We start from the raw sequence: 22,326 nt of genomic DNA on the forward strand, positions 1-22,326 counted from the left end.
AGATTGTTAATGAAATGATAAATTCAGCCGGCGGTAAAACTTGTCGATTACAGCAACAATTCGAGGGCTTGCAGCCGGGAGATTTGCAGGTGCGGCAGTGGCGATGACAGCGCCGCTGCCTCTGTCTGACCAAAGCCCGGATTGAGCAGCACCGCCTGACAACCCGAGCGCAGCGCGCCCTGAACATCGGCACTGTGGCTGTCGCCCACATGCAGCAGAGCTGAAGGTGAGATCCCCAGCCTGTCGCAGCCGATGGCGAACAGATCCGGGTGGGGTTTCATCCGTTTACCTTCCCCAGCCGAGAGCACAAACTCCAGCATCCCCTTCAGGCCAATGCGCTCCGGATCGACATTGCCGTTGGTCAGGCCTATCAGAGGGTAACGGCGTTGCAGTTTACCAAGCAGTTCAAGGGTAGAATCGGGCACCCTGAAATTGCTGCGGGCGCGGACAAACTCCGCCATCACCCGCGCAGCGCCTGCCTCGGCATCCGCCTGACTCAGGCCAAAATGGATAAGGCCGCTCTTTAGGGTTTCCAGTCGCAGTGCTGTGGGGTCGTGGGACAGCGCCGGGTGCTTTGCCATTAGCCCCAGCTTATGATGACGCCACTCATGCTTGCCCCACTGGCGGGTATGCGGAAACTCCCGCTGCAAACAATCCAGGTAGGTCTGCTCGGCAGCAACTATGATGGGCCGGTTGTCGTAGAGGGTATCGTCCAAATCAAAACTGATGGCCGCAATGGGCCGCAGACGGCGGAAAATCTGCATCAATCCCCCTTTTTGCGTGCCCTGGGATGGGCGCCGTCGTACACCTTGGCCAGATGCTGAAAATCGAGGCTGGTGTAGATTTGGGTAGTGGCAAGGTTGGCGTGGCCAAGCAGCTCCTGCACTGCCCGCAAATCGCCACTGGATTCCAACATGTGAGTCGCGAAGGAGTGCCTGAGCTTGTGCGGATGGACCCCAACACTTAAGCCCTGAATTTGTGCCCATTTTTCCATTCGCGACTGAATGCTGCGGTGGGAAAGCCTACTGCCCCGTGTCGACACAAACAGCGCATCGTCGGCGCAGTGCAGTTGGTTGCGATGGCCAAGCCAGTCTTGCAGCGCCCCAATAGCCACACTGCCCACCGGCAGAATGCGTTCTTTGCTGCCCTTACCCAACACCCGCACTTCCCGCGCCTCAAGATTCAGGTCACGCACATCCAGCCCTGCCAGTTCCGCCAAACGCAGGCCGCAGGAGTAAAACAGCTCCATGATGGCGCGGTCGCGCATGGCTATCCAATCTTCAGGGGGAATGTCCAGCAGGTGAGTAATCGAATCCACATCCAGATTCTTTGGCAGGGTCTTTTGCTGCTTGGGGGCGGTGAGGGTTGCCGCCGGGTCGCTGCTGATAAGCCCTTCTTTAAGCAGAAATTTACCGAACTGTTTCAGCGCAGAGGCGGTCAGTGCCAGCGAACGGGGGCCCAAGCCCTGACGATGGAGTTTGGCCATCACGGCGCTGAGCTCCTGACGGGTCACCTCATGCCAGGGTTTGCCGCCCATCAGCTCGGTGGCACGCTCCAGCTCGAAGCGGTAGTTGCGCACCGTGTTGGGTGACAACTGCCGCTCGGTGGCCAGATAACGGGTAAACAGCTCCAGCCAGCTATCTTGGCCGGCCATGGTTACAGCCTTGGCAGCAGATGGTCCAACAGCCGTCTGAGTTGATCCAGCAGCAGGTTGTCCATCTCGGGGTGAAAGTGAGCCGCATCCTGACTGGCGATGGCAAACACCACCTGACCACAATGCTCTGACAGGCGGGTCAGGGCCACAGAGCCCACTTCAGCGCCAAACAGTCGCCGCGATTCGCTGGCAGTGAGGCGACCAAAATAGTGACCGCGGGCAAGACGATTGCTCCAGATGGCCGACAATTCGCTGTCGACATCGTGTACCGTGATAAGACGCACATGGGTAAAGCCAAATTCACCCATCAGCGACTGCGACAGACACTGACGCACATCGCCGAGGTCTTCACACTCCAGCAGTCGGAATTGCAAATCGTTGTTGAAGCGGAAGATTTTTTCGTTACGGCGCGCCTCTGTCATCAGCGCTGTAATTTCTTCTTCAAGCTGAGTGACCCGGCCTCGCAGCATCTCCTGGCGGCGCTCCACCAGTGACACAGTGCCGCGCTCGTTGTGTGACATACGCATGGCCAGCAGCAACTCGGGATAACGACTGAAAAAGTCAGGATTATCCAGCAGATACTCGCGGATTATCTGCTCATCGAAGGGGGCGTCTGTCTTATGCTTTGGGTCTGTCATAACTGAATTTGTCCGTCGTAAACCTGCTGCGCCGGGCCTGTCATCCACAGGGGCTTGCCCTCACCTTCCCAGTTAATGGTGAGGCTGCCGCCGGGCAAATCTACCCGCACCCGCTTGCCAAGCTTGCCCTGAAGCTGGCCTACCACGGCGGCTGCACAGGCGCCGCTGCCACAGGCCAGAGTTTCGGCCGCGCCGCGCTCGTAAACACGCAGCTTGATATGCTCAGAACTCACCACCTGCATAAAGCCGACGTTTACTCCCTTGGGGAAACGTTCGTGGCGGGTCAACTGGGCACCCACGTCAGCAACCGGCGCCTCAGTGATATTGTCGACTTCCAGCACCACGTGGGGGTTGCCCATGGACACGGCACCACACAAAAAGGTTTGCTGGGCCGCCTGCAGCAAATAGGTTTTTTCAAACTTCTTGGCTTTAAAAGGAATTTGCGCCGGGTCGAGAATGGGCACGCCCATGTTGACCGTTACGCCGCCATCGCGCTCCAGCCGCAGTGTCATCTTGCCAGCACTGGTGCTGACTTTGATTTTATGCTTTTGAGTCAAGCCTTTATTACGAACAAAACGGGCAAAACAGCGGGCACCGTTGCCGCACTGCTCTACCTCGCTGCCGTCGGCATTGAAGATACGGTAGTGAAAGTCCAGATCCGGATCGTAGGGCGGCTCAACCAACAACAGCTGGTCAAAACCGATACCGAAATTGCGGTCGGCCAGACGACGAATTTGTTCCGGCGAGAAGAACACGTTCTGGGTCACACCATCGACAACCATAAAGTCGTTGCCCAGACCATGCATCTTGGTGAAGTGGATCAAGCTATGCTTCCTTAGCGCCGGGCCAGTGCTCCGGCGCCCAAAAATCGGGTACTTTCCCCAGTTTACGGCAGGAGTTGCTCTCCTTGCCAGAGCTGACTGAGTTTTTCCCGCTCGCGTACCACAAACGCCTTGTCACCATCGACCATCAGCTCGGCGGCGCGGGGGCGGGTGTTATAGTTCGACGCCATGGTAAAACCGTAGGCACCGGCACTGCGCACCACCAGAAAATCGCCGCTGTCCGCCGCCAAATCACGGTCCTTACCGAGGAAGTCACCGGTTTCACACACGGGGCCAACCACATCGCAAAGGGTGGTGGCGCGGTCAGTTTTAACCGCAGGAATAATGTTCTGCCAGGCGCCGTAAAGCGACGGGCGGATAAGGTCATTCATGGCGCCATCGACAATCACAAAGCGCTTGTCGCCATTGTCCTTGGTGTAAAGCACCTGAGTAACGAAGATACCGGCGTTGGCGGCAATGGCACGGCCAGGCTCGAATATCAGCTTCAGCGGACGGCCGTTAAGCTTCTCGAGGATAGCGGCGGCATACACATCCGGATGCGGCGGAGTTTCGCCGTTATAGGTCACGCCAAGGCCACCGCCCACATCGAAGTGCTCAATCACAATGCCCTGCTCTGCCAGACGGTCAATCAGTGCCAGCATGCGGTCCATGGCATCGAGGAAGGGCTTAAGCTCAGTGAGCTGCGAGCCAATGTGGCAATCCACACCTTTTACTTGCAGATTCGGCAGTGCGGCCGCGCGGGCAAACAGCGCCTCGGCTTCCTCCATGGGAATACCAAACTTGTTTTCTTTGAGGCCAGTGGAGATATAAGGGTGAGTGCCGGCATCCACATCGGGATTGACCCGCAGCGACACAGGCGCCACCTTGCCAAGACGGCCCGCTACGTCATTGAGCAGCTCAAGCTCGGCGCCGGACTCCAGGTTAAAGCACATAATGCCGGTATTAAGCGCCAGCTCCATTTCGGCCACGGTTTTACCCACACCGGAAAACACCACCTTGGCCGGATCGCCGCCCGCCTCAATAACGCGGCTCAGTTCGCCGCCAGAGACGATATCAAAACCACTACCAAGGCGGGCCAGCACATTGAGTACCGCCAGGTTGGAGTTGGCTTTGACCGCATAGCAAATCAGGTGTGGATGCGTGGCGACAGCGCCATCGAAGGCGTGCCAGTGACGCTCGAGAGTCGCGCGGGAATAAACATACAGGGGCGTGCCATGTTCAGCGGCAAGGCTTGCCACATCGCAGTCTTCGGCGAACAGCCGCTCGTCACGATAGAGGAAATGATCCAAGGTGTACTTCCTTATTGGTTGCGGTCATCTTTGGTTGGCTTGTCTGCGACGGCGGGTTGCTGCTGATTATCAGGAGCGGGTGGCGCCTTGTAGAGTGGGCCTTTCTGGCCACAGCCCAACAGGAGCAGACTAGCAAGCAACAGGGATAAATACAGTCTCATTTTTCTCAACTTCAATGCATATGGCGCGGGTTTGGCCTTATAATCGCACTCAAGCCCAAGATTGAAAAGGATCAACATACATGGCGATGACAGACACAGAGTTTCACCATTTGGCCGATGAAATGTTCAACATCATAGAAACCGCGGTTGAAAATGCCATCGACAACGACGATGCCGATGTGGATATCGACAGTTCGGGCGGGGTGTTGCAGCTGACGTTTGAAGATGGCTCCAAAATCGTAATCAACAAGCAAGAGCCGCTGCACGAAGTATGGCTGGCCACCCGTTTTGGCGGTTATCACTTTGGATTTAAAGAAGGAAAATGGATTGATGAGCGTAACGGCGGTGCCGAATTTATGCCGTTTTTGAAAGAGTCCATTAAGCGTCAGGCCAATCTGGACCTGTGCTGGTAAGGCTTGGATGGGGAAGGTGCGCTGCTCTTCAAGCCGCCTTCCTCAAGCCACCGTTTTCAACAGTAAGCCGCGTTAAAACTCCGCGCCCAAATCTTCCCGCGCCATCCCTACCGGCTGCGCCCGTAATTCCCCCTGCTGGCGAACCAGCTGGAAAAACTGTGGCAAATTAAAACGGCCACGCACCTCATACAGCCCCTCAAACGCCGACTGCTGACTCACCTTATTCACCAGCGCTTCCACCGTGGTGCCATGCTGCACATAGTGACTTAACTGGTTCTCGGAGTTGAGAATAAACACATCTATGCCTTCATCACGCTGGCGCAGGAAGTACTGGATCACGTCCCGGGTGGCATAGTCCTGGATAAGCTCGGGCACGCTGGCAAAGGGGTCGTCGCCAAGCTCTGGTCTGGGCAGCGCCACCAGATTGCCGTGGCTCAGCTGACGGTAAAGTGACGCCGCATCGTCCAGATCTTCAAACGCCACTCCCAGGGTATTGAAAAACAGCCCATAACTCTTGTGACCTATGCGTAGCGGCTGCATCAGAGTAGAGGATACCTTCGCCTGACAGCTCAAGGTAGCGACTTGTTTAAGCAAGGTATTTACTGCCAGTTCCAGCTGCGGCCGCACCCGCTCGCTGCAACCTATGGTGCGTAAATCTACCTTGGTGCCTGCCCGGCGAATGCCGGGGGCAATAAAGGTCATCGCCTTCAACAGTGCCTGCTCGCCATCGAAGTGATGGCAATGCCATTCGCCCCAGGAGTTGAAACAGAGCACATCCAGCGAGCCAAGCATGTTGCGCCTTTGCCTGCCGAGGGAAAACAGGTTGGCATTCATCATGTCGATAAGTACTTCCTGTCCGGGCCAGCCCGGCGTAGGGTCCTGCTCAAGGTTAACCATCAGCACCAGCTTGCGGTAATGCCATGGCTGACACAAATCCTGCTTCGACACCTTGGGGTCCACATCAGCAATGGCGCTGGATAAGCGCCGACTCGCGTCTTCGAGGCGTTTACCTGCCTTACGATCGCCATACCAAAACCATTGGGTCGAGTCACCGGCAACACCATTAAGTGCTGACCACAGCAGCAGCGCCGCCAGGTTGTCAGCCACAAACACCGCCGCCTCACCTTTGAGAGCCGAGGCATCGGGCGCTTGTCTATACAAGTAGTGGGTGCCATCAGACTGACTGGTGATCACCGTCATCCTCGGCTCTTCAACCCTCTGGCTCCACAGTAAATTCAGTTTGGGGATCAGATGATTATCTTCGCTGAAATAGGTATGCAGCTTGCGGGTGAGCATACCGAGATCTTCCACCCTCAATCCCTCGCTGATGCCGTGGCGCGAAGCAAAATGCAGCAGCGTCTGATAGCTTGCCAGCATCAGCTCGTTCAGCTGGGCGTTAAACCATTGCAACTGGCCACTGTGCCAGTGCTCACAGCTGTCGAGGGTTTCGATGAGGGTCTCAGGCCACTCCCAGGCGCTGACCAATAGCTGCATCTTGAGATAGCGCCAGTCTTTGGGCTGTTCCGGCTGACTTAGGCGCACGGCGCATTTGAGATAAAAGCAGCGTCTGACAATCTCCAGCCGCCGGTGGTCATTGATGGAAGTCAGATACTCTTCGATGGTTTCGTAGAGCAGGAAATAAGGGTCATTGGACGCCGAGAAATCCCCTTCCAGGGTGTGTTGCCACACCCGCTGGCTGAGCTGCTCGGTATCCGGATAACGCCAGGCATAGGCTTCCAGCAACAACACCTTCAGCAGTGCCTTATGGGGTTTCACCAAACCTTTGTACAGCTGCCACAGCGAGGCACTGAAATATTCACTCGCCGGCAGCTTGTGGACGTCACCGAGCCACAGCCCATCGCTGCTGACTCTGGCATCGGGCCACCAGTAAAGCGGCTTGCCGCCGAGGCGGATTTGGGTGCGGTAGAACTCTTCCAACAGCAACCAATGTTGGGCGCTGCCGCTGTGCTCCACACCCAGGGTAAGCTTTTTGTCTTCCGATGTTCTGTCGCCACGAAACTGGCGCGGGTGCACCAGATAGAAATTCACCTCAAAATCAAACCCGGCAAACCACTCGGTCAGGGCCTTGAGTTTGGCTGCCAGCGCAGCAATGTCTTCTTCCACCAGGCTTTGTTCGTGGATAACCCATACGTCCACATCGCTCAGAGGGTTCTGGCCAAAGCTGCCGGTGCTGCCCATGGCATAGACACCCTCGATGGCATGGGGCCAATCGCCACGCAGGCTTGGCAAGCCCAAAGACAGCACTTTGGCCGCTTCAAGATGGGGAGTTTCGGGTTCAAACCCAGCCAGTCCGCAGGGAGTGGCGTGGCCGTTGTAGCCGGGCAGACGGGGGCCGTGAAAATGCAGCAGCAGCGGAATGGCGTGCAGCAGATGGCGTTTCAGCGGAGAAAGCAGTGCCAGCGCCCGTGCCATGCGGACTTTATTAAGTCGCTCAGACAGGCTTAGTGCCGTTGTAGACCACCGGCTCTGTGAGATCATCTGCGGGTGTCGCCAATCCTTTGGAAAGAATGACCCCATGCTAACACCCCTGATGACCAACGCAAACTTTTGGGAGCAGGATCACACTTTTATCGTCTAATCACCGGATGGCTGCAAAAAGATGCGACCGGCGTTCCTTACATCGCCGCCCGCGCAATGTTAGCATTGGCGCAATTAACGCAGACCATAAGATGGAAAATCGGCATGTCTCAAAACCTTATTCGTATCGCGACCCGCAAAAGCCCCCTCGCCATGTGGCAGGCTGAGTTTGTAAAAGCAGAACTTGAGCGCATTCATCCCGGCCTGGTGGTGGAGCTGTTGCCCATGAGCACCAAGGGTGACGTTATCCTGGACACCCCGCTGGCCAAGGTGGGTGGTAAGGGCCTGTTCGTAAAAGAGCTGGAAGTCGCCATGCTGGAAGGTCGTGCCGATATTGCAGTGCATTCGATGAAAGACGTGCCGGTTGAATTCCCTGACGGCCTGGGTCTTGAAGTAATTTGCGAGCGTGAAGATCCGCGTGATGCTTTTGTATCAAATACTTATAAGAGCATCGATGAGCTGCCACAGGGCGCCGTTGTGGGCACCTCAAGCCTGCGTCGTCAGTGCCAGCTGCGTGCCCGTCGCCCGGATCTGCAGATTAAAGATCTGCGCGGTAACGTGGGCACACGCCTGGCCAAACTGGACTCAGGCGAATATGACGCCATCATTCTGGCCGCCGCCGGTCTTATCCGTCTGGAGCTGGCCGAGCGCATTGCCAGCTTTATCAGCGCCGAAGAGTCACTGCCTGCCAATGGCCAGGGCGCTGTGGGCATTGAATGCCGTACCGATGATGCACGGGTAAAAGCCCTGCTGGCGCCGCTTGAGCATAAAGAAACCCGTCAGCGGGTACTGGCCGAACGTGCCATGAACACCCGTCTGGAAGGTGGCTGCCAGGTGCCTATCGGTGCCTTTGCCGAAATCGATGGCGACACCCTCACCCTGCGCGGTTTGGTGGGTAATCCGGATGGCAGCGAAGTCATCACCGGCACAGTCAGCGGCAATAAAGAGGCCGCCATTGAACTGGGTCAACAGCTTGCCGAGGACCTGCTGAGCCGCGGCGCCAAAACCATTCTGGATGCCGTGTACGCCCGAGACTGATCATGAAACTGCTGCTCACCCGTCCCGAGGGTAAGAATGGCGCCATGACGGCTGCCCTCAGCGCCCGGGGTATTCCCTTTACTGTGCAGCCATTATTGGCGGTGCAGCCATTGGGGGTAACGAATGAGCAGCTCGCCGCGCTTGCCGGCGTTGAGATGATGATTTTTATCAGCACCAGCGCCGTGAGCTATGGCGCCAAAGCCCTCAACGGCACTTGGCCAGATGCCCACTACTATGCCGTGGGCGATGCCACTGCCGAGGCGCTGCTCGATTACGGCATTCACGCCGAACGCGCGCCAGCCGACAGCCAGGCCACCGAAGGCTTGCTTACCCTGCCCTCCCTGGCCAATGTCAGCGGCAAACGCATTGTGATAGTCCGCGGCCGCGGCGGCCGCGAAGCCATGGCCGAAGGACTGCGTGAGCGGGGCGCCGAAGTCAGCTATCTTGAGGTGTATCAGCGCGCCTGCCCAAGCCTCGATGGCAGCGCACTTAGCCAGCATTGGCAGGACTTCGGAGTGGACACCATAGTGGTCACCAGTGGCGAAGTCTTGGAAAACCTGATAAATCTCGTACCCAAAGACAGTTTTGCTTGGCTTAGCGGCTGTCATATCATAGTGCCCAGCGCCCGGGTTGAAGACCGGGCAAGGGAGCTGGGACTTGTCAGAGTCACCAACGCCGGAGCAGCAAATCAAGCCGCCGTGCTGGACGCACTGGGCATGTGAACTTTTGCTGCTTTGGTTTCCCTGAATTGAACGCTTTCTGGCATCAAGGATTGTTTCATGGAAAACCAACAGCAAGAAGCCGGGCGCCCAGAGCCACAAACTCTGCCAGCCAAGGACACTCCCGACACCCTTTCCGCCCCCCAAAAGCCTGAAAAGCCACCCCGGCAAGGCAGCTCATGGGCGCTGCGTCTGGCAGTGCTGCTGTCACTGGGCATGGGCGCCGCCGCCCTCGCCGGTGGCTACTATCTGTATCAACAGCTTGTTGAGCAGTTCCATCACACCAAGTCGCTGGAAGAATCCACCGCTCAGGCATTGAAGGCGCCTATGGAGCGTCTGGGTCAGCTCGAGCAGCGCCAGCGTCAGGTGGTCGCGCTTGAACAGGAGCTTGGCAGGCTGACGGCAGATCAGATTGCGCTGGAGAAGCGACTGGCGAATCTGTCGCAAAAGACCCCGGACGATTGGCTGATTGCCGAAGCCGACTATCTGGTACGCATGGCAGGTCGCAAGTTGTGGCTCGAACTGGACCCTGGCACGGCGCTGAGCCTGCTCAAGGCCGCCGACGAGCGCATTGCTGCCATGCAGGACCCGGCGCTGTTCAAACTGCGCAAGGCACTGGCGGCCGATATGGATCAGGTGGCATCGGTGCGCAGCACGGATATCGCTGGCAACGTGTACGCGCTGGATGAAGTCATGAAGCGGCTTGAGCAACTGACTCCAGGGCAGAATAAGCATGAATACACGCCCGAAGACATAGACACCCTGAGTGAGTCGATTGACGACTGGCAAACCAACCTCGCCAAGAGCTGGCAGGCGCTGATCCGCGACTTCGTTACAGTGCGTCATCGCAGCAAAGATATCACGCCACTGCTGGCACCGGAGCAGGAGTGGTATCTGAAGCAGAATATCCGCTCCAAGCTGCTGCAGGCCCAGCTGGCACTGTACCGCCATGACGAACGCAGCTTCCGCGAAGCCGTGGTCACCGCCGAGGGCTGGGTGAAGCTCTATTTCAGCCAGGATCAAGGTTCCGGCGCCCAAGTGGTTGAAAGTCTGGATAAACTGGCCAACCTGCGAATAGACGCGATTCCGATCAGCAAGTTTCAGTCATCGGATATGCTCCGCAGCCTGGTGCAAGATGGCGTGAAGCCTGCCGCCCAAGCGCAGGAAAGCGCCCCACAGGACACGCAGCTGACCGCACCTGACAGTGAGCCCGACAGCGAGCCGGACGCCAACCCGGAGGCGCTGCCGCCATCAGCTGAGGGGATAAACCTATGATCAGGACCCTGATTTACCTCGGCATTATCCTTATTGGTTTATGCCTGAGCCCCTACCTGATGGGCAATACCGGTTATCTATATCTGTCGGCATTCGACTACGAGATTGAAACCAGTCTGGTGTTTGCCGTTGTGATGCTGGTTATCGCCTATGGTGTCATTATCGCCATCGAATGGCTGGTGGTAAAACTGCTGAATCTGCTGCTTGGCAGCCGTTATCTGCCGGAGCGCTGGCGCCGCAATGCCGCCAAGAAGCACACGCTTTCCGGCGCGCTGGCACTGGCAGAAGAAAACTGGAGCGATGCAGAACGCTTTATGGCCAAAGGGGCCGACAAAGGCGAGCTGCCGGCACTCAATCTGCTGGCTGCGGCCCGCGCCGCCCAGCGCCAGGGTAAATATGCCGAGCGCGACAGCTATCTTGAGCGCGCCGCCAAAGAGCCGCTGGCAGAACTGGCCGTGGCAACCAGCCATACCCGCTATTTACTGCAACAGGGACAGATTGAGCGCGCAGAGACTGAACTGGCCAAACTCAATCCAACCAGCAAGAGTAAGCCGCCGGTGATAAGGCTCGCCATTGAGGTTTACCAGGCGACCGGGGACTGGCGTGCACTCAGGGAATTACTGCCTGCCATTCGCAAACACAGCCTGCTCAGTGAAGACAAATTGATGCAGCTGCAGCAAAAAGTAACCGTAAATCTGCTTGAGCAAGCCGGCAACGATAGCTGGGACGCGCTGGATAAAGAATGGCAGTGGCTGTCTCGCACCGAAAAACAGCTCAGTGCCAATCGTGCCGCCTATGCCCTGGGTCTGGCGCGGCAAAGCAAGCGGGATGAAGCCATCAAGCTACTGCTCAAGGATATGGAATCGCAGGCAGACGCCGATGTGCTGGCCGCCTTGGGACAAATCCTTAATGGTCGTGATGAAGCGCCGCGACTGCAGCTCGAAAGATTCGGGCAAAAGTATGAGGACATCCACGAATATCAGGAGTGTATGGCCCAGCTATGCCGCCAGGGACGGGACTTTAAGGGTGCCAGAGCCCATTTACAAAAGGCCTGTGAGCTGAACCCCAGCAGCGAAAACTGGCTTGCCCTTGCCGAGCTGGATGAGCAACTGGGTGATACCAACCTTGCCCTGACACACTATCGCCGCGCTGCCAAGGCCTAATCCCAATACAGAACAACATTTCGTTAACCAAAACAAAGCGTTCTTATAGATATGTCTGTAAGGGCGCTTTTTCTTTTTTAAGACAACGTACCATATGTTGTGTTTTTGTATCACAAAAATGCCCATATACGGTATGTCAAATCTAGTATAAAAACGTCAAAAACTAGCTCAAAAAACTATATTTTTTAATAAGTAAGATCACCGTCAAAAAATTGACCAGCATCACATTTAAGCGTACAATGTACTTCTTAAGTTGGGATCTTTTTGTCTACTTTCAGGCAAAAATCGTATCGAATATAGGCTGTTGGGAGCTTGTTATGGGTTCGTTTATCACACCAAAAAATGGAATGCTCAAGTTTGTGGATGGGCAAATTAGCATGGATGCAGGCGGAACAGAGAAACTGGTTTCTGCCGGTGATGCCATTCCCGAAGGCGCCGTGCTGCTGGTGGCAGACAACACCAGATTTGAACTGGAGCTGGACGATGGTACAACCCTGGACGAAGCGGATGCCAAATCCACTGCCGCCCAGCCACCCGTTGGTGAAGAGGAAATCGATCCCAATGCGCTGAATGAAATCGAAGCGTTGCAGGCTCAAATCGCCGCTGGCGATGACCCGACTGCCGATCTGCCTGAAACCGCTGCCGGTGGTGTTACCGGTAATGAAGGTGGCTCAGGCTATGTGTCTCTCGACCGTACCGGTAGCGAGACTCTGGCTTCAAGCGGATTTGACACTACCGGTGATGCCCCAACTGCTGACACCACCGTTCAGGAAACCCAACTTCCCGGTGCGTTAGACATAACCCCACCAGTTATCACTGTTGTTGCGCCCGATAACACCACCGACGATACCCCAACCATTACTGGCACCACGGATGCCGAACCCGGCAGCACTGTGACCATAGTGGTCACCGACAGCAATGGTGGCACCCAGACTCTGACCACCACGGTCAACAGCGACGGCACCTATTCGGTTGATGTTGTCGATCCCCTGTCTGAAGGCGGCTACACCGCCGATGCCAGTGTGACTGATACTGCAGGCAACACAGGTTCAGCCACGGATAACGGCGATGTTGTATATCCCGAAGTGGGCATCAGCGCCAACCAAACCGACGTCAGCGAAGGCGACACCGCCAGCTTCACCGTGACACTGGATCAGCCTGCCACCCAGGACGTAACCGTTAACTTCACCTATTCCGGCACCGCCATCGACGGCACCGATTTTACCGGTGTGGTCAGCGTTGTGATCCCTGCCGGCCAAACCAGCGTTATCGTTAACATCGACACTATCGATGATGCCCTGGCAGAAGGTTCTGAAGACTTCACCATCACCATCAGCAGTGTGACCGGTGGCAATGTCAACATTGGCGGTAATAACAGTGCGACCACCAATATCGTCGATGAAGCCGTACCAGGCCCAGAAGACACAGTCACCGTGACCTTAAGCGGTCCAGACACTGTGACCGAAGGCGAAGTCACCGGCACCTACACGGTGACCCTGAGCGAGCCTGCGCCTGCGGGCAGCATCGTCACCCTGACATACAGCTACACCACCGCCAGTGGCGACGACATCGTCGAAACCACCCAGGCCGTGATTGGCGCCGATGGCACCACCGCCAGCTTTACCATCACCACCCTGGATGACGTCTACGCCGAAGGCGATGAAGCCTTTACCGTGTCCGTCAGTGGTATCACCAGCGGCGGCAGCAACGTGTTCGAGCAGTTGGACCTGTCCGGCGCCAGCGTGGAAACCACCATCAAGGATGCGACATCCCCGACTGACCCTGAAATTCCAGGGGAAGAAGACACAGTCACCGTCACCCTGACCGGCCCCGGCAGCGTGACCGAAGGCGAAGTCACCGGCACCTACACAGTGACCCTGAGCGAGCCTGCGCCTGCGGGCAGCATCGTCACCCTGACATACAGCTACACCACCGCCAGTGGCGACGACATCGTCGAAACCACCCAGGCCGTGATTGGCGCCGATGGCACCACCGCCAGCTTTACTATTAACGCTATCGATGATGGTGTTTACGAGGGAAATGAGGATTTCAGCGTTTCGGTGAGCACCATTCAGACTCCTGCAGGGTCCGATGTTTTCGAACTGCTGGATTTGTCTAACGCAACGGTAGATACCACGATCCTAGACGCGCAAGAGCCTCCTACCGTCAACAGCGTCACCGGTAATGAGGTCACCGAAGGTCAGAGCAACACCTTCACCGTCACCCTGAGCAACCCCAGCGCCACCGAGACCACGGTCACCCTGGCGCTCAGCGACGGCACTGCCATTGTCGGTACCGATACCGGCACCACCTACATGGTCAGCTTTGATGGCGGCGCCAACTACGTGCCCGTGGTGGGCAACAGCGTCACCATCCCCGCTGGTGCCTCCAGTTTCCTGGTGCAGGTGGCCACGGTTGACGACACCATCTTTGAAGGCAACGAAGACTACACCCTCACTGCCACCGCCAACGGCGGCGGTGCCAGCGGTGACAGCACCATCACCGACAATGACAGCGCACCCAAGGTGGCCAGCATCACCGGTGACACCGTGGTTGAAGGCCAGGCCAACACCTTTGCGGTGACCCTGACCAACACCGCCAGCAGTGACACGACCCTGACCCTGACCCTCGCCAGTGGCTCCGCCACCAAGGGTGTTGACTTCAGCGGCGCCCAGGTCACCGTGGTCATCAACGGCACCAGCCAGACCGTGAATGTGAACCCCGACGGTACCTTCAACGTGACGGTACCGGCAGGCGGCAGCAGCTTCAGCGTGCAGGTCAGCACCACTGACGACACCATCTTTGAAGCGACTGAGAACTACACCCTCAGCGGCGCCGGCAGCAACGGTACTGTCACCGGCACCTCAAACATCACCGACAATGACAGCGCACCCAAGGTGGCCAGCATCACCGGTGACACCGTGGTTGAAGGCCAGGCCAACACCTGACTGAGAACTACACCCTCAGCGGCGCCGGCAGCAACGGTACTGTCACCGGCACCTCAAACATCACCGACAATGACATTCTCGGTGGCGCAACGGCTACTCTGGCATTGCAAGATGCAGATACTGCTGGTAGCAACCAGGATACTGATAGCCAGTCACTGGCTTTCACTGCCAGTGGCTCGGCAGATATCACCAGCTTTGTCTTTGGTTCTACTGCAGGCATTAGTGTGACAGGACTGGACGGAAGCACTACCTGGAATGTCGACAACAACACCGGTAACCTGGTTGGTAGCATCGGTGGAGTGCCAATGATCATACTGTCGCTCACTGGTGGGGCTATTAGTGCAGGCCAAACCGGTAATGTCAGCGTGACTGCGACCCTACTGGATAACCTTCAACATGGCAGCAATCCTGTTGACATTGATTCCATCAGTATCAGCGGCATCATAGTTAATGCGATAGATACGCAAAACCACAGTGCCAGCGGTACTGTTAGCATCACAGTGGAAGATGATGAAGTTGTACTTGTCACTGGAGACCTGAACGGTGATAACGTCATTGGCAATTACGTGGGTACAGGATTACTGGATACAAGCGGTGTAGATCAGGGCTATAGCGCCGATTTGTCTGCCAACGTTAATGGCTGGAATGGCACGAATATAACCTTTGCTGATTCAGGTATTACCTCAAACGGCAAGATATTGTTCTACTATGTTGATCCATTAAATCCTGACGTTCTTTACGCTTATACTGACAGCAGTGCCATCCCGAGTGCTTATGACGCAGCCAATACTAATCAAAATCTGGTATTCACGCTGACAGCCGATCCAGATAGCGACAGCTACACGATGAATTTGCTTCAAACCATCGATACGCTGGCCAATATCGCCGTGGCAGGGCTAGATGGTGGTGAGGGCGGCAATAGCCCAGCGGTATATGTTGGTTACGACGCCTCTAATGGCAGCTTTGATATTGATAATGATCTGTCCCAGTTGGGGGCTGATTATGAACTGGCATTTACCCTCAGCTCACACTATACAAACGGGACTCCAGGTACAGTGAATGGCAACACCGGCGGTTTCGGTGCCAATAATGCTTTTGTGGATTCAGGTGAAGTTTTTGTCATTGATTTCGCACAGGATGTTGCAAGTGCTTCAGCCAGCTTTACGGGCGCAGCACTGGTCCACTATAAAGCGTATGCCGAAGATGGTACCTTGCTGGGCGAAGGTGATATTGCCACTGGCCAAGAGATCTCAAACCTCGGTCCAATCAGCTATATCGAGCTGACCACAACCGGAGATGGCAACGGGTTCCGCTTCCAGTTTACCGGCACTTCAGCGGATATCATTGTCAGTACGACTCAAGATGCCACACTGAACTTCGATGTCACTGTAGAGGACAGTGACGGTGACACCACCTCTGGCAACTTTAACGTTAATCTGGCAGCGCCCGGTGGCACCCCATTGGCACCAACAGCACTGACCACCAGTGCTACCGCCAGGCTGCAAGAGGCTGACCTGCTTGACAATGGTTTGGACTCTGATTCACATGATCTAACCTTCAAAGCAGGCAGCGATGCTATTGGTGTGTTCCAGTTTGGCAGCTTTAACAACATCCAGGTCAGCGGCATTAATGCTAACGTGTCTTGGGCGCTAAACGAAGCAGGTCAACTTGTCGGTACTACAATGGGCCGCGAAGCTATCCGTCTGACACTGGATTGGGATCGTATCAATGCCGGCGAGGAAGGAAATGTCACGGTTCAAGCAGAGCTGCTTACTACCCTGCCTCACTCCGTCAATACCGATAACCTGACTATCTCAGGCATTGAGGTTATCGGGGTGTCAGGAACAGGTCTCACTGCAACTTCTAACGTCACAGTCACCGTTGCGGACGACAACAACCTTGCTGTTGATGATACCAATAGTGTTGATGTCGTCGTCGACAGCTTCTTGGTTTCCGGTATTGTTGCGAATTGGACGACAACCGGTGGTGGCTCCAACATCGAGAAGTTCGATGGAACAGATGCGACTAATGGTGGTGGTCTGGATAACGACAGTGGCTTGGATCAGCTGCGCTGGGGCTCACCTGTAGGCAGTTACAAATCAGGTTATGGCTTTATCGATAATGATGCAGGTCTGTCTGGCCAGCTAGCACTGAACGAAGACATAGTGCTCGGTACCTTTACCCACTATAACTGGCCAACTTACTCCGGCACTTCAATCACCAGTGCCAAGATGAATGTGGCATTTACGCTGACCGATGCGTATGGCAAAACCACGCCGGTTTCGTTGGATCTCAATTTCTCCCACAATGAGACCCCCAACAGCGACGATTCTGAAGCATCTAAGGACATAGTAACCGTTGGACAAACAAGTGTGACCTTTAACTATGAAGGTGCGTTGTACACCCTGCAGGTTATTGGCTTTAAAGATAAAGTCACAGGAAACGTGGTTACTGAAATTCACACCGCCGAAAATGCTGCCAGCAGCTATGAATTGGTGGTGCGCATGGTTCCAGGAGATGGTTATACCCTGCCACACACCGAGGGCAACGTGCTAACCAACGATATAGTGGGCGCAGATGGCGAGCCAACCATTATAGGCGTGGCAGAGGGAGATCAAACCGACACTGGCGTTATTGGCCAAGTAGGCGCCATCATCGCCGGGACATACGGCAACTTAATCCTGAACGCTGATGGTACCTATACCTACCAGTTAACAGCGAGTGCCAACAGTATCCCTCCATCTGGTGCGGTCGAAACCTTTACTTACACCACCCAAGACGGCGATGGTGATAAAACCAGCGCTACCTTGACAATTGATGTCAATCCAGTGAATGCCGATGGTATCAATATTGCGGATGCTGACTTGATTTCAACCCAAGGCTCTAACCTGAATGACACCATCATTGTTGTTAATGGCGAAAGTGCAAATCGCGCCGGACAGAAAGTACTGAATGCCACATTCGGTGGAGGATTAAGTGGCATTATCTCAGAACGCGATGGAAATATGGTTAGTGCTTCAGGTGCAAATAACCAGAGTCACAGCACTAAAAATATCCAGGTTGTGAGTGGTGGTGATGGCAACGACCATATCGAAACCGCTAAGGGTAATGATGTTATCTATGCAGGTAAAACCGGTGCCGCTGGCTTTGGAACAGATGACCAACTCGAACTATCGGTTAATACTCTGTCGACTCATCATATAATGACCGGAACATTAACTGGCTCAGACAGTATTGTTGATACTGATGGCATGCTGCTTTCCAATGATGTGTCTTCTGCCAGAGCGGATGTTGTCAACGGTGGTAGCGGCAACGATAAAATCTTCGGGCAATCTGGCTCTGACATACTCTATGGGCACACCGGAGATGACTACATTGATGGTGGCAGCCATAACGATGCACTTCGTGGCGGTGACGGGAACGACACCCTGATTGGCGGCCTTGGCGATGATGTTATGCGTGGCGATGGCGGCGCAGACACCTTCGTATGGAAGGCTGGCGAAACCGGTACCGACCACATCATCGACTTTAACGTCAATGAAGATAAGCTGGATCTGAGCGATCTGCTGCAAGGTGAAGAGAGTGGAAACCTGGAAGACTTCCTCAGCTTCAGCATTGCCGGCGGCTCAACCACCATCGAAATCGATGCTGACAAAGATGGAAACAATGATCAGCGTATCGTGCTCGACGGCGTGGACCTGGCTCAGGAGTATGGTTTGGATGCTTCAGATGAAACTGGCATCATCACCAACCTGCTGGGCAATGGCGCAGGTCCGCTGATTGTCGATACTCAGGGAGATACAGGGAATGTTCAGCCTGTGGGCAACAGCCTGCCATTGGATGACGATAAACCCCTCCATCCCTAATGTTTGAACCAGTTACATGCCGGACTATAGCAATATGGTCCGGCATGGCTATACTGGCCCTAAGGTTATAAAAATAATAAGGTAAATTTAAAAGGTGTCTTCATCTGCTACCGGAAGCGAAGAGCAATGGACTATCGCTGCTTCCACGCGGGTTACCGTCGATCCTTTATTGGATAGTCTGGTGCTCCTCACCGAATATTTTGGCTCCCCCTGCTCCAGTGAATCTCTGGCGGCAGGTTTGCCCCTTTCCGAAGCTGTGCTGACGCCGGATTTGGTTCCACAGGCCGCCTCCCGTGCCGGGCTCAATGCCCGCCTTACCCGCAAAGGGCTCGATCAGGTGTCGCCGATCATGATGCCCTGCATCCTGCTGTTGAAAGACAAAAAAGCCTGCTTGCTGCGAGAACTTACTGAAGATAAAGCGGTTATTCAGCTTCCCGAAACCGGTGGCGAAGAAACGCTGGCCATCGAGCAACTCGAAACCCTGTATGTGGGTTATCTGTTTCTGGTCAAACAGCAATATCGCGGCGATATGCGTTTTGATGTGCATCATCACGACAATAAAACGCACTGGCTACTCAAGACCTTAAGAGACGCGGCACCCATTTACCGTGATGCGCTGATAGCCTCGGTACTGGTTAACCTGTTTGCGCTGGTATCACCTTTGTTCATTATGAACGTCTACGATAAGGTGGTGCCCAACCTCGCATTCGAGTCCCTGTGGGTACTCGCCATCGGTGCCGGTATTGCCTATATTTTCGATTTGGTGATGCGGCAACTACGCAGTTACCTTATTGATGTTGCTGGTAAAAAAGTAGATATCATTGTTTCCTCCCAGCTGTTCGCCAAGGCGGTCGGCATTCCGCTGTCAAAGCGCTCTCCCAGCGTTGGCGGTATGGCTAAGCAACTCGGTGAATTCGACAGTATTCGCGACATTCTCACTTCAGCGACCATTACTACCTTGGTGGATTTACCTTTCGCGCTGTTTTTCCTGATCATCATTTACATCGTATCCGGTGACCTTGCGCTACTGCCGTTATTGGGTGGCGCGGTGATTATCGGTTACACCTTGTATATACAACCCAGACTCAAGGCGGCTATCGACGAAAGTAATAAGTTTGCCAGCCTGAAACACGGACATCTGATTGAAAGTCTGGCGGCGCTCGAGTCGATTAAGGCCTATGGTGCCGAAGGGCTGGTGCAAAAAAGCTGGCAGCAGATGATTGGCCATACGGCCAACTGGCAGCTTAAAGCGAAAAAGCTATCTAACTCAGTAAGTAACGTCGCCAGCTTTATGGTGCAGCTCACAGTGGTATTCGTGGTAATCCTCGGGGTATACCGGGTGGCCGACAATGCCATTTCCATGGGTGGGATTATTGCAGCAGTAATGCTGTCGAGCCGTGCCATGTCACCCATGGCGCAGTTAGCCGGGCTGTTAACCCGGGCCAACCACACGGCAAGCGCCCTGCGCCAACTGGATCAAATCATGACCCAGGAAGACGAGTTTGAAAACAAGGGTCACCTGGTCAGCAAAACCCGTCTGCTGGGAAAAATCGAAGCCGACCATGTGAGCTTCTGTTATCCGGGCTCCGAGAAGCCCGTACTGCACCCCACCTCACTGAACATCCAGCCGGGCGAGAAAGTCGCCATCATCGGCCGCAATGGTTCGGGTAAAAGTACCCTCGCCAAACTGTTATGTGGTCTGTACAAGCCCACCAAGGGCAGCCTGAGATACGACGGCATCGACAGCGCACAAATTCACCCCAGCGATCTGAGACGCAACTTCGGCTACCTGCCCCAGGACGTAGTGCTGTTCCACGGTTCGATTCGCGACAATATTCTCTTTGGAACCCGCCAGGTGTCTGAACACCAGTTGATCCGCGCCGTACAGATTTCCGGTGTGAGCCTGTTTACCAACCTCGAGTCCGAAGGTTTGGATCAGCAGGTTGGTGAAGGTGGCCAGGCGCTGTCACGTGGTCAGCGGCAAACTGTCGCGCTGGCCAGGGCGACCCTGAACGACCCGCCAATTTTGCTGATGGATGAGCCCACCGCAAGCCTCGATGCCCGCGCCGAGAAACAGTTTATCCGCGCCATGGAGCATGTGAGCAAAGACAGAACTCTGCTTATCATCACCCACAAAATGCACCTGCTGAAGCTGGTTGACCGGGTGATAGTGCTCGACCGCGGCCACGTGCTGGCCGATGGTCCCAAAAATGAAGTGCTGGAAAAACTCAGCCTTGGCCTGCTTGCGGGAGGTGCCAAAGCATGAGTAAGCATCTGACAACCCGTGATTTGGAAATGGTCGATGACGTCTACGGCGCCATGATGACCGACGCCCCGACCAGCCATCGTCTGACCATTTGGGCGCTGTCAGCGCTGATTGTTTCATTCCTTATATGGGCATTTTTCGCCAAGCTCGATCAGGTCACTGTAGGCTCAGGCAAGGTTATCCCATCGTCCCAGGTGCAGGTGATTCAAAGCCTCGATGGCGGCGTGTTGCAGGAACTCTTCGTGCGAGAAGGCAACCTGGTGACCAAAGGGCAGCCACTGGCGCGCATCGATGACACCCGTTTTCGCTCCGACTTTGCCCAGCAGGAAGAAGAGGTTTACAGCCTGCAGGCAAACGTTGCTCGCATGAGGGCCGAGCTGAACAGCATTACCGTGTCCGACATGGCCTCTGACTGGCGCGAGCAGGTGCGTATCGCCAAAGAGCAGCTGGTGTTCCCCAACGATCTGCGCGCCCAAAAGCCGGATCTGGTGGCTCACCAGCAAGCCGAGTACAACGGTCGTCTGGATAATCTGGAAAACCAGCTCGAAATTCTTGCGCGCCAAATTCAGCAGCGCCAGCAGGAAAGCGAAGAGCTCACCACCAAGATTGCCACCATGACCACCAGTTTCCAGCTGATCAGCCGCGAACTGGAACTCACCCGGCCACTGGCGCAAAAAGGCATTGTGCCTGAAGTGGAACTGCTCAAACTCGAGCGTACCGTTAACGATTTACAAGGCGAACTCAAGGCCTTGCGCTCAATGCGACCTAAAATCAAAGCTTCGCTGGACGAGGCTATCCTTAAGCGACGCGAAGCGGTATTCGTGTTCGCCGCCGATACCCGCGCCCAGCTCAACGAAATGCAGACCCGACTCGCCCGTATGAGCGAGGCCCAGGTGGGGGCCCAGGATAAGGTCAGCAAAGCGGTGATTAATTCACCGGTAAACGGCACAATAAAAACCCTACATATCAATACCCTCGGCGGTGTGGTGCAGCCTGGGGTCGATATTATGGAAATTGTTCCGTCTGAAGATCAGCTGTTAATCGAAGCCAAAATTACCCCCAAAGACATCGCCTTCCTGCATATCGGTCTGCCCGCTGTTGTTAAGGTGACTGCCTACGACTTTACCCGTTACGGCGGCCTTAAAGGCACGGTAGAGCACATTAGTGCCGACACGACCCTGGATGAAGAAGGCAACAGTTTTTATCTGATACGCGTCAGGACCGAAGAGTCCAGCTTAGTTAAAGACGATGGCACGGAGATGCCAATTATCCCGGGCATGCTCACATCCGTTGATGTGATTACCGGGCAAAGATCCATTCTTGAGTACTTACTAAATCCAATTCTAAGAGCCAAAGATACCGCACTAAGGGAAAGATAAGGCTCTGACTAAACCGGGAGGGTTTAACCATGTTAAAAACACGCTTGCATCAGCTACGCCTTGGCGTACTGGCAGCT

The 22,326-nt window shown here is 55.2% G+C and carries 16 protein-coding genes; 9 read left to right on the forward strand and 7 right to left on the reverse strand.

Annotated elements, in window-relative coordinates; genetic code table 11:
• Nucleotides 1-47: 47 nt before the first annotated feature.
• The 6 genes from MJ923_RS16660 to lptM form a co-directional block, all read right to left on the reverse strand.
• Nucleotides 48-764, reverse strand: a complete 717-nt coding sequence (locus MJ923_RS16660) for an HAD-IA family hydrolase (RefSeq protein ID WP_240592046.1) — start codon at nt 762-764, stop codon at nt 48-50.
• Entirely contained in the window at nt 764-1,654 is an 891-nt protein-coding gene (gene xerC, locus MJ923_RS16665) for a tyrosine recombinase XerC (RefSeq protein ID WP_240592047.1), read from the reverse strand. Before xerC ends, MJ923_RS16660 begins: the two co-directional genes overlap by 1 nt.
• A gap of 2 nt (nt 1,655-1,656) precedes the next feature.
• Nucleotides 1,657-2,292 carry a DUF484 family protein gene (locus MJ923_RS16670; protein WP_126168426.1) on the reverse strand — a complete coding sequence of 212 codons (636 nt, stop codon included), beginning with the start codon at nt 2,290-2,292 and terminating at the stop codon, nt 1,657-1,659.
• Entirely contained in the window at nt 2,289-3,116 is an 828-nt protein-coding gene (gene dapF, locus MJ923_RS16675) for a diaminopimelate epimerase (RefSeq protein WP_240592048.1), read from the reverse strand. Before dapF ends, MJ923_RS16670 begins: the two co-directional genes overlap by 4 nt.
• Nucleotides 3,117-3,178: 62 nt before the next feature.
• The gene (gene lysA, locus MJ923_RS16680) at nt 3,179-4,423 is read right to left on the reverse strand and encodes a diaminopimelate decarboxylase (RefSeq protein ID WP_240592049.1); all 1,245 of its coding nucleotides are present in this window, start codon (nt 4,421-4,423) and stop codon (nt 3,179-3,181) included.
• 11 nt (nt 4,424-4,434) lie between these two features.
• On the reverse strand, nt 4,435-4,662 hold the full coding sequence (lptM, locus tag MJ923_RS16685) for an LPS translocon maturation chaperone LptM (RefSeq protein WP_126168429.1): 228 nt from the start codon (nt 4,660-4,662) through the stop codon (nt 4,435-4,437).
• A gap of 2 nt (nt 4,663-4,664) precedes the next feature.
• On the opposite strand from lptM, the gene cyaY reads away from it, so the two are divergent.
• On the forward strand, nt 4,665-4,997 hold the full coding sequence (gene cyaY, locus MJ923_RS16690) for an iron donor protein CyaY (protein ID WP_126168430.1): 333 nt from the start codon (nt 4,665-4,667) through the stop codon (nt 4,995-4,997).
• Nucleotides 4,998-5,069: 72 nt separating this feature from the next.
• Here cyaY and MJ923_RS16695 read toward each other — a convergent pair whose 3' ends face one another.
• Nucleotides 5,070-7,496: a class I adenylate cyclase gene (locus MJ923_RS16695; protein ID WP_240592050.1), complete on the reverse strand. Its 2,427-nt coding sequence runs from the start codon at nt 7,494-7,496 to the stop codon at nt 5,070-5,072.
• A 204-nt stretch (nt 7,497-7,700) separates the two neighbouring features.
• On the opposite strand from MJ923_RS16695, the gene hemC reads away from it, so the two are divergent.
• The 8 genes from hemC to MJ923_RS16735 all read left to right on the forward strand — a co-directional run bounded on the left by hemC (nt 7,701) and on the right by MJ923_RS16735 (nt 22,249).
• Nucleotides 7,701-8,633 (forward strand): hydroxymethylbilane synthase, encoded by a 933-nt coding sequence (hemC, locus tag MJ923_RS16700; protein ID WP_240592051.1) that lies wholly within the window; start codon nt 7,701-7,703, stop codon nt 8,631-8,633.
• A gap of 2 nt (nt 8,634-8,635) precedes the next feature.
• A complete protein-coding gene (locus MJ923_RS16705) occupies nt 8,636-9,355 on the forward strand; it encodes a uroporphyrinogen-III synthase (protein ID WP_240592052.1) in 720 nt (239 codons plus the stop codon).
• A gap of 57 nt (nt 9,356-9,412) precedes the next feature.
• A complete protein-coding gene (locus tag MJ923_RS16710) occupies nt 9,413-10,627 on the forward strand; it encodes a uroporphyrinogen-III C-methyltransferase (protein ID WP_240592053.1) in 1,215 nt (404 codons plus the stop codon).
• Entirely contained in the window at nt 10,624-11,790 is a 1,167-nt protein-coding gene (locus MJ923_RS16715) for a heme biosynthesis HemY N-terminal domain-containing protein (RefSeq protein ID WP_240592054.1), read from the forward strand. Before MJ923_RS16710 ends, MJ923_RS16715 begins: the two co-directional genes overlap by 4 nt.
• Before the next feature lie 347 nt (nt 11,791-12,137).
• Nucleotides 12,138-14,738: a retention module-containing protein gene (locus MJ923_RS16720; RefSeq protein ID WP_276313145.1), complete on the forward strand. Its 2,601-nt coding sequence runs from the start codon at nt 12,138-12,140 to the stop codon at nt 14,736-14,738.
• Between the two features lie 104 nt (nt 14,739-14,842).
• Nucleotides 14,843-18,604: a choice-of-anchor K domain-containing protein gene (locus MJ923_RS16725; RefSeq protein ID WP_240592056.1), complete on the forward strand. Its 3,762-nt coding sequence runs from the start codon at nt 14,843-14,845 to the stop codon at nt 18,602-18,604.
• Nucleotides 18,605-18,698: 94 nt separating this feature from the next.
• Entirely contained in the window at nt 18,699-20,870 is a 2,172-nt protein-coding gene (locus tag MJ923_RS16730) for a type I secretion system permease/ATPase (RefSeq protein WP_126168436.1), read from the forward strand.
• On the forward strand, nt 20,867-22,249 hold the full coding sequence (locus tag MJ923_RS16735; protein ID WP_126168437.1) for an HlyD family type I secretion periplasmic adaptor subunit: 1,383 nt from the start codon (nt 20,867-20,869) through the stop codon (nt 22,247-22,249). The genes MJ923_RS16730 and MJ923_RS16735 overlap by 4 nt, the downstream gene beginning before the upstream one ends.
• The last annotated feature ends 77 nt before the right edge of the window (nt 22,250-22,326 follow it).

This window comes from Shewanella zhuhaiensis (genome assembly GCF_022484835.1).
Classification (GTDB): domain Bacteria; phylum Pseudomonadota; class Gammaproteobacteria; order Enterobacterales; family Shewanellaceae; genus Shewanella; species Shewanella khirikhana.

Coding starts and splice junctions, on each gene's coding strand:
- MJ923_RS16670 (WP_126168426.1), bottom strand. CDS start 2,292: ATGACAGACCCAAAGCATAAGACAGACGCCCCCTTCGATGAGCAGATA.
- MJ923_RS16710 (WP_240592053.1), top strand. CDS start 9,413: ATGGAAAACCAACAGCAAGAAGCCGGGCGCCCAGAGCCACAAACTCTG.
- lptM (WP_126168429.1), bottom strand. CDS start 4,662: ATGTTGATCCTTTTCAATCTTGGGCTTGAGTGCGATTATAAGGCCAAA.
- MJ923_RS16660 (WP_240592046.1), bottom strand. CDS start 764: ATGCAGATTTTCCGCCGTCTGCGGCCCATTGCGGCCATCAGTTTTGAT.
- MJ923_RS16720 (WP_276313145.1), top strand. CDS start 12,138: ATGCTCAAGTTTGTGGATGGGCAAATTAGCATGGATGCAGGCGGAACA.
- MJ923_RS16735 (WP_126168437.1), top strand. CDS start 20,867: ATGAGTAAGCATCTGACAACCCGTGATTTGGAAATGGTCGATGACGTC.
- MJ923_RS16695 (WP_240592050.1), bottom strand. CDS start 7,496: ATGATCTCACAGAGCCGGTGGTCTACAACGGCACTAAGCCTGTCTGAG.
- xerC (WP_240592047.1), bottom strand. CDS start 1,654: ATGGCCGGCCAAGATAGCTGGCTGGAGCTGTTTACCCGTTATCTGGCC.
- hemC (WP_240592051.1), top strand. CDS start 7,701: ATGTCTCAAAACCTTATTCGTATCGCGACCCGCAAAAGCCCCCTCGCC.
- MJ923_RS16705 (WP_240592052.1), top strand. CDS start 8,636: ATGAAACTGCTGCTCACCCGTCCCGAGGGTAAGAATGGCGCCATGACG.
- MJ923_RS16715 (WP_240592054.1), top strand. CDS start 10,624: ATGATCAGGACCCTGATTTACCTCGGCATTATCCTTATTGGTTTATGC.
- cyaY (WP_126168430.1), top strand. CDS start 4,665: ATGGCGATGACAGACACAGAGTTTCACCATTTGGCCGATGAAATGTTC.